This is a genomic window from Pseudomonas jinjuensis, assembly GCF_900103845.1.
In the GTDB taxonomy this organism is placed as follows: Bacteria; Pseudomonadota; Gammaproteobacteria; order Pseudomonadales; family Pseudomonadaceae; genus Pseudomonas; species Pseudomonas jinjuensis.
In genome coordinates this window covers 264,871-279,742 of the sequence record NZ_FNIJ01000003.1, presented here as the reverse complement: position 1 = coordinate 279,742, position 14,872 = coordinate 264,871, and the positions used below count along the sequence as shown (strand labels likewise).

Here is a 14,872-nt window from a genome sequence, read left to right as displayed (position 1 = left end):
ATGTCCCTGATCAATACCGCTGTTCAACCCTTCAAGGCTGCTGCTTTCCACAACGGCGAGTTCATCGAAGTCACCGAAGCGAACCTGAAAGGCAAGTGGTCCGTTCTGATCTTCATGCCGGCTGCCTTCACCTTCAACTGCCCGACCGAAGTCGAAGACGCCGCCGACAACTACGCCGAGTTCCAGAAGATGGGCGCCGAGGTCTACATCGTGACCACCGACACCCACTTCTCCCACAAGGTGTGGCACGAAACCTCCCCGGCAGTCGGCAAGGCCCAGTTCCCGCTGATCGGCGACCCGACCCACCAGCTGACCAACGCTTTCGGCGTGCACATCCCGGAAGAAGGCCTGGCCCTGCGCGGCACCTTCGTGATCAACCCGGAAGGCGTGATCAAGACCGTCGAAATCCACGACAACGCCATCGCCCGTGACGTCAGCGAAACCCTGCGCAAGCTGAAGGCTGCCCAGTTCGTCGCCAACAACCCGGGCCAGGTCTGCCCGGCCAAGTGGAAGGAAGGCGAAGCGACCATCGCCCCGTCGCTCGACCTGGTTGGCAAGATCTAAGAACGCTCGGGAAGCCCGCTTCCCGATCCGTTTTACGCAATACCCTCCCTCGGTGGATGACCCTTGCGGGTCATCCACCCTACACCCCGAATCCGTTGTGTAGGGCGGCTGAAGTTCAGCCGCCGCGGGCACCTCTTTGTCTGAATTCAAGGAATCGCGAATCATGTTGGATGCCAATCTCAAGACCCAGTTGAAGGCCTACCTCGAAAAGGTCACCCAGCCGTTCGAGATCGTCGCGTCCCTCGATGACGGCGCGAAATCCCGCGAGCTCAGCGCACTGCTGCACGAAATCGTCGGCCTGACCGACAAGATCACCCTGCGTGAAGACGGCAATGACGCCCGCGTCCCGTCCTTCTCGCTGAACCGCCCAGGTGAAAACATTGGCCTGCGTTTCGCCGGCATCCCCATGGGCCACGAATTCACCTCGCTGGTGCTGGCGCTGCTGCAGGTCGGCGGCCACCCGTCGAAGCTCGGCGCCGACGTGATCGAGCAGATCCAGTCGATCGAGGGTGAATTCAACTTCGAAACCTATTTCTCGCTGTCCTGCCAGAACTGCCCGGACGTGGTGCAGGCGCTGAACCTGATGGCCGTGCTCAACCCGAACATCCGCCACGTCGCCATCGACGGCGCGCTGTTCCAGAAAGAGGTCGATGAGCGCCAGGTCATGTCGGTGCCGAGCATCTACCTGAACGGCGAAGTATTCGGCGCAGGCCGCATGGGCGTGGAGGAAATCCTCGCCAAGATCGATACCGGCGCCGCCGCCCGCGACGCCGACAAGCTGAACGCCAAGGCAGCCTTCGACGTGCTGGTCGTCGGCGGTGGCCCGGCCGGCGCTTCGGCGGCCATCTACGCCGCGCGCAAAGGCATCCGCACCGGTGTGGCGGCCGAGCGTTTCGGCGGCCAGGTGCTGGACACCATGTCCATCGAGAACTTCATCTCGGTGCCGGAAACCGAAGGCCCGAAACTGGCCCGCGCGCTCGAAGAGCACGTGAAGCAGTACGACGTCGACATCATGAACCTGCAGCGCGCCGAACAGCTGATCCCGGCGAAGAACCCCGGCGAGCTGCACGAAGTGAAGTTCGAGGGCGGCGCGACGCTGAAGGCCAAGTCCGTGATCCTCGCCACCGGCGCCCGCTGGCGCGAAATGGGCGTGCCGGGCGAGAAGGAATACAAGGCCAGGGGCGTGTGCTTCTGCCCGCACTGCGACGGCCCGCTGTTCAAGGGCAAGCGCGTGGCGGTGATCGGCGGCGGCAACTCCGGCGTCGAGGCGGCCATCGACCTGGCCGGCATCGTCGCCCACGTGACGCTGATCGAGTTCGACAGCCAGCTGCGCGCCGACGCCGTGCTGCAACGCAAGCTGCACAGCCTGCCCAACGTGAAGGTGATCACCAGCGCGCTGACCAGCGAAGTGAAGGGCGACGGCCAGAAGGTCACCGGCCTGGTCTACAGGGATCGCAACAGCGAGGAGCTGCACAGCGTCGAGCTGGAAGGCATCTTCGTGCAGATCGGCCTGCTGCCGAACAGCGACTTCCTCAAGGGCGCCGTCGAGCTGACCCCGCGCGGCGAGATCATCGTCGACGCCAAGGGCCAGACCAACATCCCCGGCGTGTTCGCCGCCGGCGACGTGACCACCGTACCCTACAAGCAGATCGTGATCGCGGTCGGCGAAGGCGCCAAGGCGTCGCTCTCCGCCTTCGACCACCTGATCCGCACCAGCGCGCCAGCCTGATGACCTCGCGCCACCAGAACGCCCGGCCCGCGTAAGCGGAGCCGGGTTTTTTATTGGTCAGGCAGCGTAGGGCGGGTGCTTCAGAGAATCGGCGACACCAGCCGCGCCACCCGCATCCCCAGCTGCTGCAACTGGTGGATGGTCTTGCGGTCCTCCACCCCCAGCTCCTCCGACTGGGCGAAATCCACCTCCAGCATGCCTTCCACCTCGGCGGCGAAGCCTTCGTCGACGGTGACCAGCATCACCTCGAAATTCAGCCGGAACGAGCGGTTGTCCAGGTTGGCGCTGCCGATCGCGGCGCTGTCGTGGTCGATCAGCATCACCTTCTGGTGCAGGAATCCCGGCTGGTAGCGGAACACCCGCACGCCGGCGCGCACGGCGTCCAGCGCATAGAGGGTGGAAGCGGCGAACACCGTGCGGTGGTCCGGCCGCGACGGCAGCAGGATGCGCACGTCCACCCCGCGCAGCACCGCCAGGCGCAGGGCCGCCGCCACGGCTTCGTCCGGGACGAAGTACGGCGTGGCGATCCACAGCCGTTCGCGGGCCGAGTTGATCGCGTCGACGAAGAACAGCGAGCAGGTTTCCTGCATGTCCGCCGGGCCGCTGGGCACCACCTGGCAGAGCATTCCGTAGTCTTCGTAGGCGGTCGGCAGGATCAGCGTCGGCAGGCTGCGGGTGGCCCAGTACCAGTCCTCGGCGAAGCATTCCTGCAGGCAGGTCACCGCCGGCCCGCGCAGTTCGACGAAGGTGTCGCGCCAGGGCGACAGCGGCGGCTTCTCGCCGAGGTATTCGACGCCGACGTTGAGCCCGCCGAGAAAGCCCAGGTTGCCGTCGATGCTGACGATCTTGCGGTGGTTGCGGAAGTTCACCTGGAAGCGGTTGAGCATGCCGGGCCGGGTGCGGAAACGATGCACCTCGATGCCGCCCTGGCGCAGCCTTTCCACGTAGCGGGCGGACAGCGCGTGGCTGCCGATGGCGTCGTAGAGCAGGAACACCTCGACCCCGGCGGCCGCGCGCTCCAGCAGCACCTGCGCCAGGCGCTGGCCGAGGGCGTCGTCGCGGATGATGAAGAACTGCAGCAGGATCACCTTGCGCGCCTGCGCCAGGGCGGTGAACAGCGCGGCGAAGCTGGCCTGGCCGTCGATCAGCAGGCGCACCTGGTTGTTCGCCAGGGTCGGCATGCGCGCCAGCCCGACCATCGCCTTGAGCTCCTTGTAGCCGGGAGCCCGCCGCGCCGCCTTGGCCTCCTCGACCCAGGGCCGCCAGTCCAGCTCGGCGGCGGCCTGGCGCATCTCCTCGTTGGCCTGGCGGCGCGCCTCGATATAGGCGTCGAAGCGCCGGCGGCCGAAGACCAGGTAGGGCAGCAGGGTGAGCATCGGCATGAACACCAGCGAGGTAGCCCAGGCGATGGCGCCCTGGGCGGTGCGCACGGTGAACACCGCATGCACGGCGGCGATCACCCCTAGGACCTGGATGATCACCAGCAGCGGAGCGAGATAGGAGCTGGAAAGCATGCCTGCGACGGAATCCCTGAAAGCGAGCCTTGCAGACCATCATAGCCGTCCGGCGGGCCTCCCCGAACGGCCGGAAACATGCCGCAACCGCTCCGCTCGCATCGATCGCCGATGGCGCCGTGCCGATGTGGCGGCGGATAACGCTGGCGCGTTATCCGCCCACCTGTAGGAGCGGGCCATGCCCGCGAATCGCGCGCCTGGCGCGCTCCAGCGCTACGCCCGCCGCAGGGCCTGCTGGTCGATCAGGTACTGCAGGCGGAACAGATGCCGGTAGCCGGCCTCCCAGGCGCCGTGCCCGGATTTCACGTTGATGTGCCCGGCTCCCGGCAGGATCACCGTTTCCGCATCCCAGACACGGCCGAGGATCAGCGCACGCTGCGGACTGCAGGCGGCATCGTTGTCCGAGCCGACCAGCACGCCGGGGAAGGGCAGGGCGGCCAGGGGAATCGGAGCGAAATTGCGCAGCGCCGCGTGGCAGGTCTCCCGTTCCACATCCGCCGGCGCCACCAGCAGCGCGCCGGCGACCCGGGCGAGGGCGCGGCGGTCGGCCTGGGCCACCCAGTGCGCCACGGTCACGCAGCCGAGGCTGTGGGCGATCAGCACCACCCGACCGGGCTCGCGGCGGATTTCCCGGTCCAGCTCCGCCACCCAGTCGCCACGCTGCGGCGTGATCCAGTCGGCCTGCCGGACCCGCGCGGCGTTCGGCAGGGCGCGCTGCCAGTAGCTCTGCCAATGCTCGTCGGCGGAACCGTGCCAGCCCGGCACGATCAGGTAGCGGATGCGTTCGTTGCGCATGGAAGCGGCCCTCCAAAAGGTATGGAGGGCATTCTAGGTGCGCTTGATCTGCAGGTTAAGGAATAAGAAATTCTTTGCTTATGCCTTCAGCGGCAGCAGCGCGCCAGGATGGCTTCCAGGTTGAGATCCGGCATGGCACAGGCGCGCAGCGCGCTGGCGGTCTGTTCCACGTAGTCGCGGGTACTGCCGAAATGGCCGTGGGCGGTGGCCAGCACACACTGCAGGATGCTATCCGGCAGCGAGCCGGCGTAGCTCGGCAGGTGCCGTTCCAGCACGAAGCCCAGCGCCTTCACCCGGCTGCCGTCGTCCAGCCGGCAGCTCAGCCATTCCGGACGGTAGGAGGCGTAGGGCATCTCGCGCTGCCAGAGGGCGAACAGGTTGGCTTCGAGGTCTTCCTCCGGCAGCCGGTAGGCGAAGCCGGAGCAGGAACCGCCGCGATCCAGGCCGAGCACCAGCCCGGGCATGTCCGGCGTGCCGCGATGGGTCAGCGACCACAGGTAGAGGCCGCGGTGATAGCCATGCACCCGCGCGCGGCGCGTTTCGGCCACCGGGAATTCCGGACGCCAGATCAGCGAGCCATAGGCGAACAGCCACACCGGCCCGCCGCCATGCTCGGCCATGCTGACCTGCATCGAGGCGCGCAGCTCTTCCGCGCTGAGATGTTCCGGCGCCCCCAGCGCCGGCGGATACACCAGATCACCCACTGCGGCAGACGATTCCATGCCCTGGCCCCCAAGCAACTTCTGCTTACAAATTAACGGATGTCGCTGAATGACAGAAGGCGCGAGACGCGGGGGAAGTCACGACATCGCCGGGGCTGGCGACGGACGGCTGAATCGGAACAAAAAAAAAGACCGCCTCCCCCTGCCTGTTTCCGGAAAGCGGTCCTTAACCGTGAATTCGTTTCAGCCCCACTTTGTACAGATGCTCTGTTACAGGCGTCTTACGCGGTGCGCCGTGCTGTGTGGAATGGATAATCATCGAGATCTCTTATCTCAGGAAGGAATAAATTTTGATATGAAAATTCCATAGTCGAATAAGAAGATCCCCCCGACCTGCTGGCGTTGGCCTGCCGAAGATTCCTGCTTTCATTCGCCCCAGGCATTGGTTGCCTGGTCATCCCAGTTTCGAGATGTTGGGAGATACGGACGACGAGCGAGAGTTGAGGAATAAATCTTTCCCTTTTCCAATCCCGACTTTTTTGGTGGCGACCGATTTCTGAGGAATTTATTTGCCTGGATTCGGCTTCCATCACTTCTTCATGATTCCATACTTCAAATTTTTCTCTGGGCAGTTCGATGCATTCAAGTACTTCGGGTGCTTGGAATATATATCTTGTTTTCGTGTAGGAAATTTCAACTTGGCAGGCGCGAATCGACTAATTTATTTCGTGCCTGTTGAGCCTGACGTTGAGTGCTAACGAGAATATTGCTTCGCACCCATTTCATGGGGTGTCGATGAATATAAACACTCAATGGATGGATTGATGTAATGGGATTTATGGATATTGGAAGATTGACGGCAGTAGGGCTTGCAATTTGCTTGGCAATGGGTTGTTCCTCTGGCGGAGGCGGAAATCATTTCCGTGCGCAGTCCGATAAGCCCTCTGGCGATGAGTCGGGTGATAATTCCGGCGGGGTTGTTGTTCCTGCCAGCAATGCAACAGCAGGTACCGCTTCCGGACAAACCTACGTGACGCCCACAGGCGCAACTTACACTCTGGTGAATGTAACGGGCACCTCCATGTCAGCCGGTAACGATGGAACCTTGACCTACGGTAGCAACGGCTCCAACGGTTATGCCCGTTATGGCGCGTGGTATTCGAAGGCGCACACCACTACTGAATACTTCTACACGGGTGATAACCCGACACAGGCGAACCAGGTACCCAGTTCAGGTACTGCAACCTATGCCGGGAGAGCGGTGAGGGCCAATACTACCGATGGTGTTTCGGCATCTAGTGGCAGTACTCCTGTCAGCTTCAATGTGGATTTCGCCGCGAAGACCATCAATGGCGTAACCGAGGAGCGCGCCGGTTTTTCCAGTGTTTCGATGAAGGGCAATATCAATGGCGGCGGTTTCAGTGGCAGCGCCACCAGCGGTACCGCCAAAGGAACCTTCGCTGGCCATTTCTATGGTGCCGATGCTGCCGAGTTGGCTGGCATGGCAACTTTCGCTGCTGATGCCAAGCAGAACATGGCGTTCGGTGCCGTCAAGCAATAAGTAGCGGTGCGATATGTTACGGGAGGGGAAAGAATGCATCTTTCCCCTTTTTGTTTTTCCATGGTCGGAAAACTACGCTTCCTCATGAAAGTCACGTGTTTTACTGCTGGTCTGATCTGCCTGCTTCCGATTATTGCTGTTGGGGCGCCACCAGAGAACCTTCCGGTTCCCGCCGTCGTTGATATACGGCCAGCCGACCATCAGGACAGGGATGATACGGCCCGCGGGGCTCAGATTGTCACCAATGAAGAACTGAAGAAGAATCCGCCGCTGGCCGCGCGCTTCCTCAATCAGGCGGTCGATGATGAGCGATGGGATATCGTTCGTGGCTTGATTCCTGTATACGAAGCGTCCCCTGAACATGATCCTGTACTGTTGGCATATGCCCAAGGCGCATTGGCCCGGCACGATCGTGAATACGACAGGGCTATCGGGTTATATCGGGAGTTGCTCGCCGCTCATCCTGAGTTAACGCGGATTCGTTTGGATCTGGCGAGGATGTTATTTGAGAACCGTCAATATGACGCCGCGCGAGTCCAATTCGAAAAAGCCAGGTCCGATGGTTTGCCTGATGCGGTTCTGGATAACCTGAAGAACTATCTCGATGCAATGGATCGTGCTGTTGGCTGGTCCGGTTCGATCGATCTCAGCTATCTGGCTGACGATAACATCAACAATGCATCGAGAGGGAAATACATCGATATCGGCGGTCGAATGTTCGCGAGAAATGCAGATTCATATCCGCAAAGCGGGCACGGTGCCTATTATTCTGGATCAATCCAGAGAGATTTCCCCCTGGCCGATCATCACAGCTTGAGGTTTCAGGAGCAGGTGACAGGGAGAAGTTACTGGGACAATCACAAGTACGATGATGTGATGCTCAGGAGTTACCTGGGGTATTCGTATTCGGATGCCGGGCAGCGTCTGTCTCTACTTCCCTTTTATGAAAAGCGCTGGTACGGCACGGAACCATACTCTTCCGGAGGTGGATTGCGCACGGAGTATAGCCGTCTACTTTCATCGAACTGGCAGGTTGGCAGCGCTGTGGAGTATCAGCGGATGCACTACGACAGCTCCCGATACAGCTATCTTGAAGGTCATGACCTGTTACTCTCCGTCTCGCTGGGCTACGCATTCAGCAGCCGTCTTGCGATCTATGCGGGGGCTGATCTTGGTCAGCAGGATACCCGTTCGGACTCGGACACCAATGACATGCTTGGATTGCGGGCGGGCTTCGAAGCGGAATTGCCATATGGATTCTCGGCATCGCTGATGGCAGGGGTGTCAGAACGAAAATATGCCGGCAGGAACGATATATTCGCCATTAGAAGGAAGGATGTAGAGGATAACTGCCTGATTTCCCTGTGGCATCGTGGTTTTTATTTTTGGGGGATACTGCCAAAAGTAAACTTTGCCTATAGAAGTATGGATAGCAATATAAATTATTACAGCTTCGATCAAAAAAGAGTGTATTTGAGCGCGACGCGTGCATTTTGAGGGCGCTCCAGCATTTCCGCACCCGCGAAAGAAGAAGCCCGGTCACAGGACCGGGCTTCTTCTTTGAGGCAGGGCGGCGATCAGAACGCCGGCACCACCGCGCCCTTGTACTTGTCCAGGATGAACTGCTTCACCTCGGCGCTGTGCAGCGCGGCGGCCAGTTTCTGCATGGCGGCGCTGTCCTTGTTGTCCGGGCGGGCGACCAGGATGTTCACGTAGGGCGAGTCGGAACCTTCGATGACCAGGGCGTCCTTGGTCGGGTTCAGCTTGGCTTCCAGGGCGTAGTTGGTGTTGATCAGGGCGAGGTCGACCTGGGTCAGCACGCGCGGCAGGGTGGCCGCTTCCAGTTCACGCACCTTGATGTTCTTCGGGTTCTCGACGATGTCCTTCGGCGTGGCGGTGATGCTCTTGTCGTCCTTGAGCTTGATCACGCCGGCCTTGGCCAGCAGCAGCAGGGCGCGGCCGCCGTTGGTGGCGTCGTTGGGGATGACCACGGTGGCGCCGGCGGGCAGGTCGTCGAGCTTCTTGATCTTGCTGGAGTAGGCGCCCAGCGGCTCGATGTGCACGCCGGTGACGGCGACCAGGTCGGTGCCCTTGGTCTTGTTGAATTCATCCAGGTACGGCTGGTGCTGGAAGAAGTTGGCGTCCAGGCGCTTCTCGGCGACCTGGGTGTTCGGCTGCACGTAGTCGGTGAATTCCTTGACCTTCAGCTCCACGCCTTCCTTCGCCAGCATCGGTTTGACGAAGTTGAGGATTTCCGCGTGCGGCACCGGGGTGGCGGCAACGGTCAGGCTGTCCGTGGCGTGGGCCAGCGGAGCGGAGAGCGCCGCGGCGGCGGCGAAGGCGGCAAGCAGTTTTTTCATCGATAAGCTCCTTTTGGGATTTTCCTGGGGCCGGCGGGTGGCCGGCACCGCACTCTTTATTTGCGCGAAAAATGGACCACCAGCTTGTCGCCGACGGTCTGCAGGATCTGCACGAGGACCAGCAGCATGACCACCGTGACCACCATCACGTCGGTCTGGAAGCGCTGGTAGCCGAAGCGGATGGCCAGGTCGCCGAGGCCGCCGGCGCCGACCACGCCGGCCATCGCGGTGTAGGACACCAGGGTGATGGCGGTGACCGTGACGGCGGCGATGATGCCCGGGCGGGCTTCCGGCAGCAGGGCGTTCCAGATGATCTGGCGGGTACTGGCGCCCATCGCCTGGGTCGCCTCGATGATGCCCTTGTCCACCTCGCGCAGGGCGGTTTCCACCAGCCGCGCGAAGAACGGCGTGGCGCCCACCACCAGCGGCGGGATGGCGCCGGCCACGCCCAGCGAGGTGCCGGTGAGCAGCACGGTGAGGGGGATCATCACGATCAGCAGGATGATGAACGGCAGCGAACGCAGCACGTTGACCACGAACGAGAGCAGGGCGTACAGCGCGCGGTTCTCGAACATCTGCCGGGGGCCGGTGAGGAACAGCAGCACGCCCAGCGGCAGGCCGAGGATGACGGTGAACAGCAGCGAGCCGCCGAGCATCCAGAAGGTGTCGATGCTGGCCTGGAGGATTTCCGACCAGTCGATGTTCACGAAGCCCATGTTTTCAAAGAAAGCGTTCATCCGCGCAGAACCTCCACATGCACGTCGGCGGCATTCAGTTGTGCCATCGCCGCTTCCAGGTCGCCGCCGACCAGCGCCAGGGTCAACTGGCCGTAGGGCTGGTCCTTGATGCGGTCGATGCGCCCGGCAAGGATGCTGTAGTCGACGCCGGTGGCGCGCGCCACGGTGCCGAGCAGCGGCGAGTAGGTGGATTCGCCGCGGAAGGTCAGGCGCAGGATGCGGCCGGGGACGTGGGCGAAGTCGTCGCGCTGCTCGCTCTCGTCGACGTGCTCGTCTTCCAGCACGAAGCGCTTGGTGGTGGGGTGCTGCGGATGCAGGAAGACGTCGGCCACCGTGCCCTGTTCGACGATGGCGCCGGCGTCCATCACCGCGACGCGGTCGCAGACGCGGCGGATCACGTCCATCTCGTGGGTGATCAGGACGATGGTCAGCTGCAGTTCCTTGTTGATCTCCGCCAGCAACTGCAACACAGAGGCGGTGGTCTGCGGGTCGAGGGCGCTGGTGGCCTCGTCGCAGAGCAGGATCTTCGGCCGGCAGGCCAGCGCGCGGGCGATGCCGACGCGCTGCTTCTGCCCGCCGGAAAGCTGCGCCGGGTACTTGCGCGCGTGCTCGACGAGGCCGACGCGGTCGAGCAGCTCGGCGACGCGGGCATCGATCTCGCTGGCGCTGTGGTCGCCGGCCAGGCGCAGCGGCATGGCGATGTTGTCGGCGACGGTCTTCGAGGCCAGCAGGTTGAAGTGCTGGAAGATCATTCCGACGCGCTGGCGGAAGCGGCGCAGGCCGTCGGCGTCGAGGGCGGTGATGTCTTCGCCGTCGATGACGATGCGCCCGCCGCTGGGCTCTTCGAGGCGGTTGATCAGGCGCAGCAGGGTGCTCTTGCCGGCGCCGGAATGGCCGATCAGGCCGAACACCTGGCCATTCTCGATGCTCAGGCGAGTCGGCTGCAGGGCCGGAATATCGCGGCCGGCGACGCGATAGGTCTTGTGGACGTCGTGGAATTCGATCACGTAGCGAACCTTGTGGGTGCGGAAACAGCGACCAGTTGCCAGGAAACTCCTGGCAACGAGCGTAGGCGGTCAGCCAAAACCGCGCATTTTACATCGGTTTCTTATGGCTGATTAATCTTTGTTCAGATAAGCGCCGAACAGGAAGGAATAAGAGGCGGGGCTGGCCGGGCGGAAATGTTCCGTCCGGCCGGGGTAGATCATTCGAGCGGTTCGCAGCGCTCTTTGGCGGGCGGGGTCGGAGCGGGCTGGGTGGTCTGCTGCAGGCCGCTGACGTCGGCGGCCACGCCCGGCGCCCTGGGCATCAGCGAGCGGGCGCGGGCGAGGGCGTTGCTGGCGCCGTTGACGTCGCCCTGTTGCAGGGCTTCGCGGCTGCGCTGCAGGTAGGCGTCGGCGAGGCGCTGGCGGCGCTCGGCCAGCTGTTCCGGCGTCGAGGGTTCCTTGCTCAGCGCCAGCTGGGCGGATTCCAGGCGGCCGGCGGCCAGTTCGCTTTCGAAGCTGGAGGCCGGCTGGCTGCCAGGGAAGCTCTGGCAGGCGCCGAGGAGCAGGGCAATGGCCATCGGCGACAGCATGCGAATGAACGACTTCATGCCTTGGGTTCTCGTCTGATCAAAAAATCGCCAGATTCTACACCGCGCGGCGCGGCAGGACAAAACTCGCGAGGAACAGGCCGGCGGCGCTGACCACGATGGACGGTCCCGCCGGGGTGTCCTTGAACCACGATAGCGCCAGCCCGGCACATACCGCCAGCAGGCCGATGAGACTGGCGCCGAGGGCCATCTGCTCCGGGCTGCGCGCATGCCGCTGGGCGGCGGCGGCGGGGATGATCAGCAGCGAGGTGATCAGCAGCACGCCGACGATCTTCATCGCCACGGCGATGACGATGGCGATCAGCAGCATCAGCGCCAGGCGGATCGCCGTCACCGGCAGGCCCTCCACCCGCGCCAGTTCCTCGTGCACGGTGATCGCCAGCAGTGGCCGCCACAGCCAGCACAGCAGCGCCAGCACCAGCGCGCTGCCGGCGACTATCCACAGCAGGTCGGTGCCGCTCACCGCGAGCAGGTCGCCGAACAGGTAGGCCATCAGGTCGACCCGCACTTCCTTCATGAAGCTCAGCGCCACCAGGCCCAGCGACAGCGTGCTGTGGGCGAGGATGCCGAGCAGGGTGTCGGCGGCCAGCGGCTGGCGCTCCTGCAGGGTCACCAGCAGGACGGCGAGCAGCACGCAGCCGACGGTCACCGCCAGGGTCGGGCTGACGTCGAGCAGGAAGCCGAGAGCCACGCCGAGCAGGGCGGCGTGGGACAGCGTATCGCCGAAATAGGCCATGCGCCGCCAGACCACGAAGGAGCCGAGCGGGCCGGCGACCACCGCCAGCGCGAGGCCGGCGAGCAGAGCGTTGAGCAGGAAATCAGCCATGGTTGCAGTCGGGGCCGTGCTGGTGGACCGGAGTGAAGCGGGTGCCGGGAGGGAAGGAGCTCTGCACGACCTCGCCATGCAGATCGTGGGCGTGGTCGTGGTGGTGGTGGTAGATCGCCAGGCTGCGCGCGTCCTGGCCGAACAGTTCGAGGAAGGCGGGGTCGCCGCTGACCTGTTCGGGATGGCCGTGGCAGCAGATGTGGCGGTTCAGGCAGACCACCTGGTCGGTGGCGCTCATCACCAGGTGCAGGTCGTGGGAAACCATCAGCACGCCGCAGCCGTGGCGGTCGCGCAGGCGGGTGATCAGCCGGTACAGTTCGGCCTGGCCGCTGACGTCGACGCCCTGCACCGGTTCGTCGAGCACCAGCAGCTCCGGCTCGCGCAGCAGCGCGCGGGCCAGCAGCACGCGCTGTAGTTCGCCGCCGGAGATGCCTTGCAGCGGGCTTTCCAGCACATGAGTGGCGCCGACCTCGCCGAGCGCCGCCAGCGCCTCCTTGCGGCCGACGCCGGGCACCAGGCGCAGGAAACGCAGCACGCTGAGCGGCAGGGTCGGGTCGACGTGGAGCTTCTGCGGCATGTAGCCGATGCTCAGCTTCGGCTTGCGCCAGACGCTGCCGCTATCCGGCTTGAGCAGGCCGAGCACGCTGCGCACCAGGGTGGTCTTGCCGGCTCCGTTGGGGCCGATCAGGGTGACGATCTGGCCGCGGGCGATGCTCAGGTCGATGTTGTGCAGGGTGGTCTGGCCGGAACGGCGCACGCAGACGCCTTCCAGGCGGATCAGGGTATCGCTCATCAGGCCTCCGGCTTGACGGGGGCGCAGGCGGAGCAGAGGCCGATCACTTCCACGGTCTGGCCTTCCACGGTGAAACCGACCGTGCCGGCGCCGGCGACTATGGCGTCGCTGATGGACGGCTGCTCCAGTTCGATCGCCGTGCGGCAGGCGCGGCAGATGAGGAACTGGCCCTCGTGGGCGTGCTCGGGGTTGTTGCAGCCGATGAAGGCGTTGAGCGAGGCGATGCGGTGCACCAGGTGGTTTTCCAGGAGGAAGTCCAGCGCGCGGTAGACCGTCGGCGGCGCGGCGCGGCGGCCGTCCTCCTCGCTCAGCACGGCGAGGATGTCGTAGGCGCCGAGCGGCTTGTGGCTCTGCCAGACCAGTTCCAGCACGCGGCGGCGCAGTTCGGTCAGGCGCACGCCCTGGCGCGCGCACAGCGCATCGGCCTCGGCCAGCGCGCTGGCCACGCAGTTGGCGTGGTCGTGCGGACGGCAGGCCAGCGGGGTATTGGGGGCGATCTTGTACATGCGGCGACGACGCTCGAGCAAAGAGACGTTATTATATAACTCTTTTTCCCTCATCCGTGAGTGCCCGCCGTGTCCCTCCGTCCACTGTTTCTGCTGTTCGCGTCCTGCGCCCTGTTCCTTTCTCTTCCCGCCCGCGCCGATGTCAGCCTGCTGACCAGCATCAAGCCGCTGCAACTGATCGCCGCCGCCATCCAGGACGGCGCCGGCAAGCCGGGCGTGCTGCTGCCGCCCGGCGCCTCGCCGCACAGCTACGCGCTGCGGCCGTCGGACGTCCGCCGGGTGCGCGATGCGCAGCTGTTCTACTGGATCGGCCCGGACATGGAGGCCTTCCTGCCCAGGGTCCTCGAAGGCCGCAAGGGCCCGGCCGTGGCCGTGCAGGAGTTGCCGGGGATGCATCTGCGCAAGTTCGCCGGCACCGAGGCGGACGACCACGACCACGAAGATCATGACGAACACGACCATGACCATCGTTCGGGCAGCGTCGACGCGCATCTCTGGCTGCTGCCGGCCAACGCCCAGGCGATCGCCGCGCGCATGGCCGAGGACCTGACCATCGCCGATCCGACCAACGCCAGCCGCTACCAGGCCAACCTCCGGGCCTTCGACGAGCGCATGGACCAGCTCGACGCGCGCCTGAAGCAGCGCCTGGCGCCGCTGGCCGGCAAGCCGTACTTCGTCTTCCACGAGGCCTTCGACTACTTCGAGGAAGCCTACGGGCTGAAGCACGCCGGCGTGTTCGCCGTCTCCGCCGAGGTGCAGCCGGGCGCGCGGCACGTCGCCGCGATGCGTGCGCAACTGCAGAAGTCCGGTGCCGCCTGCATCTTCAGCGAACCTCCGCTGCGCCCACGCCTGGCCGACACCCTCAGCGAGGGCCTGCCGGTGCGCCTGGCCGAGCTGGATGCCATGGGTTACGCGGCGAAGGTGGATGCGAATGGCTACCAGAGCCTGCTGGAGAACCTGGCGGGCGAGTTCGCCGGTTGTCTGGAAAAGCTCTGAGTTTCGGGGACGGCGGATTGCTCCCGTCCAGTGTCGGAGCGCACCTGAGCGTGACCGGTCGCGGGCATGGCCCGCTCCTACACGGGATTCGCGAGCAAGCTCGCTCCTACAGGTACGTTCCCGCTCTTCGTAGGACCGAGGGGGACGCCCAGTCCTTGCTCGCGAACAAAATGCACTGAGATACCACGACAGTTGCTCCTACAGGGTGACGTTTTGCCCCGGTTCGGCGAATTCC

The 14,872-nt window shown here is 64.1% G+C and carries 15 protein-coding genes; 5 read left to right on the top strand and 10 right to left on the bottom strand.

The window, feature by feature from the left end; all coding sequences use genetic code 11:
• Both ahpC and ahpF read left to right on the top strand, forming a co-directional pair.
• On the top strand, positions 1–564 hold the full coding sequence (gene ahpC, locus BLR75_RS05685; protein ID WP_084311496.1) for an alkyl hydroperoxide reductase subunit C: 564 nt from the start codon (positions 1–3) through the stop codon (positions 562–564).
• 163 nt (positions 565–727) lie between these two features.
• Positions 728–2,293: an alkyl hydroperoxide reductase subunit F gene (gene ahpF / locus BLR75_RS05680; RefSeq protein ID WP_084311497.1), complete on the top strand. Its 1,566-nt coding sequence runs from the start codon at positions 728–730 to the stop codon at positions 2,291–2,293.
• An 80-nt stretch (positions 2,294–2,373) separates the two neighbouring features.
• Here the strand turns inward: ahpF and cls are convergent, their stop codons facing one another.
• From cls to BLR75_RS05665, 3 genes are all read right to left on the bottom strand, one after another.
• Positions 2,374–3,807 (bottom strand): cardiolipin synthase, encoded by a 1,434-nt coding sequence (gene cls, locus BLR75_RS05675; protein WP_084311498.1) that lies wholly within the window; start codon positions 3,805–3,807, stop codon positions 2,374–2,376.
• A 213-nt stretch (positions 3,808–4,020) separates the two neighbouring features.
• On the bottom strand, positions 4,021–4,602 hold the full coding sequence (locus BLR75_RS05670; protein WP_084311499.1) for an alpha/beta hydrolase: 582 nt from the start codon (positions 4,600–4,602) through the stop codon (positions 4,021–4,023).
• 86 nt (positions 4,603–4,688) lie between these two features.
• Entirely contained in the window at positions 4,689–5,324 is a 636-nt protein-coding gene (locus BLR75_RS05665; protein ID WP_084311500.1) for a gamma-glutamylcyclotransferase, read from the bottom strand.
• Positions 5,325–6,093: 769 nt separating this feature from the next.
• Here BLR75_RS05665 and BLR75_RS05660 point away from each other — a divergent pair.
• Complete coding sequence (locus BLR75_RS05660) at positions 6,094–6,825, top strand: Slam-dependent surface lipoprotein (RefSeq protein WP_084311501.1); 732 nt, start codon at positions 6,094–6,096, stop codon at positions 6,823–6,825.
• A gap of 33 nt (positions 6,826–6,858) precedes the next feature.
• Entirely contained in the window at positions 6,859–8,322 is a 1,464-nt protein-coding gene (locus tag BLR75_RS05655) for a surface lipoprotein assembly modifier (protein ID WP_084311502.1), read from the top strand.
• Positions 8,323–8,402: 80 nt separating this feature from the next.
• Here the strand turns inward: BLR75_RS05655 and BLR75_RS05650 are convergent, their stop codons facing one another.
• The 7 genes from BLR75_RS05650 to zur form a co-directional block, all read right to left on the bottom strand.
• Positions 8,403–9,185 (bottom strand): MetQ/NlpA family ABC transporter substrate-binding protein, encoded by a 783-nt coding sequence (locus BLR75_RS05650; RefSeq protein ID WP_084311503.1) that lies wholly within the window; start codon positions 9,183–9,185, stop codon positions 8,403–8,405.
• Positions 9,186–9,241: 56 nt separating this feature from the next.
• Positions 9,242–9,922, bottom strand: a complete 681-nt coding sequence (locus BLR75_RS05645) for a methionine ABC transporter permease (protein ID WP_084311504.1) — start codon at positions 9,920–9,922, stop codon at positions 9,242–9,244.
• Positions 9,919–10,929, bottom strand: a complete 1,011-nt coding sequence (locus BLR75_RS05640; RefSeq protein ID WP_084311505.1) for a methionine ABC transporter ATP-binding protein — start codon at positions 10,927–10,929, stop codon at positions 9,919–9,921. The genes BLR75_RS05645 and BLR75_RS05640 overlap by 4 nt, the downstream gene beginning before the upstream one ends.
• A gap of 197 nt (positions 10,930–11,126) precedes the next feature.
• Positions 11,127–11,516, bottom strand: coding sequence for a hypothetical protein (locus tag BLR75_RS05635; protein WP_084311506.1), 390 nt, complete (start codon positions 11,514–11,516; stop codon positions 11,127–11,129).
• Positions 11,517–11,553: 37 nt separating this feature from the next.
• Positions 11,554–12,342, bottom strand: a complete 789-nt coding sequence (znuB, locus tag BLR75_RS05630) for a zinc ABC transporter permease subunit ZnuB (RefSeq protein WP_084311507.1) — start codon at positions 12,340–12,342, stop codon at positions 11,554–11,556.
• Positions 12,335–13,135 (bottom strand): zinc ABC transporter ATP-binding protein ZnuC, encoded by an 801-nt coding sequence (znuC, locus tag BLR75_RS05625; protein ID WP_084311508.1) that lies wholly within the window; start codon positions 13,133–13,135, stop codon positions 12,335–12,337. The genes znuB and znuC overlap by 8 nt, the downstream gene beginning before the upstream one ends.
• The gene (zur, locus tag BLR75_RS05620; RefSeq protein ID WP_084311509.1) at positions 13,135–13,641 is read right to left on the bottom strand and encodes a zinc uptake transcriptional repressor Zur; all 507 of its coding nucleotides are present in this window, start codon (positions 13,639–13,641) and stop codon (positions 13,135–13,137) included. The genes znuC and zur overlap by 1 nt, the downstream gene beginning before the upstream one ends.
• 69 nt (positions 13,642–13,710) lie before the next feature.
• Here zur and znuA point away from each other — a divergent pair, with 69 nt between their 5' ends.
• A complete protein-coding gene (gene znuA, locus BLR75_RS05615) occupies positions 13,711–14,637 on the top strand; it encodes a zinc ABC transporter substrate-binding protein ZnuA (protein WP_084311510.1) in 927 nt (308 codons plus the stop codon).
• Positions 14,638–14,872 lie beyond the last annotated feature (235 nt).

Bases quoted from the DNA above. Each gene is read 5' to 3' on its own strand.
- zur (WP_084311509.1), bottom strand. From the start codon at position 13,641: ATGTACAAGATCGCCCCCAATACCCCGCTGGCCTGCCGTCCGCACGAC.
- cls (WP_084311498.1), bottom strand. From the start codon at position 3,807: ATGCTTTCCAGCTCCTATCTCGCTCCGCTGCTGGTGATCATCCAGGTC.
- ahpF (WP_084311497.1), top strand. From the start codon at position 728: ATGTTGGATGCCAATCTCAAGACCCAGTTGAAGGCCTACCTCGAAAAG.
- BLR75_RS05670 (WP_084311499.1), bottom strand. From the start codon at position 4,602: ATGCGCAACGAACGCATCCGCTACCTGATCGTGCCGGGCTGGCACGGT.
- ahpC (WP_084311496.1), top strand. From the start codon at position 1: ATGTCCCTGATCAATACCGCTGTTCAACCCTTCAAGGCTGCTGCTTTC.
- BLR75_RS05645 (WP_084311504.1), bottom strand. From the start codon at position 9,922: ATGAACGCTTTCTTTGAAAACATGGGCTTCGTGAACATCGACTGGTCG.
- BLR75_RS05635 (WP_084311506.1), bottom strand. From the start codon at position 11,516: ATGAAGTCGTTCATTCGCATGCTGTCGCCGATGGCCATTGCCCTGCTC.
- BLR75_RS05665 (WP_084311500.1), bottom strand. From the start codon at position 5,324: ATGGAATCGTCTGCCGCAGTGGGTGATCTGGTGTATCCGCCGGCGCTG.
- znuC (WP_084311508.1), bottom strand. From the start codon at position 13,135: ATGAGCGATACCCTGATCCGCCTGGAAGGCGTCTGCGTGCGCCGTTCC.
- BLR75_RS05660 (WP_084311501.1), top strand. From the start codon at position 6,094: ATGGGATTTATGGATATTGGAAGATTGACGGCAGTAGGGCTTGCAATT.
- BLR75_RS05650 (WP_084311503.1), bottom strand. From the start codon at position 9,185: ATGAAAAAACTGCTTGCCGCCTTCGCCGCCGCCGCGGCGCTCTCCGCT.
- znuB (WP_084311507.1), bottom strand. From the start codon at position 12,342: ATGGCTGATTTCCTGCTCAACGCTCTGCTCGCCGGCCTCGCGCTGGCG.
- BLR75_RS05655 (WP_084311502.1), top strand. From the start codon at position 6,859: ATGCATCTTTCCCCTTTTTGTTTTTCCATGGTCGGAAAACTACGCTTC.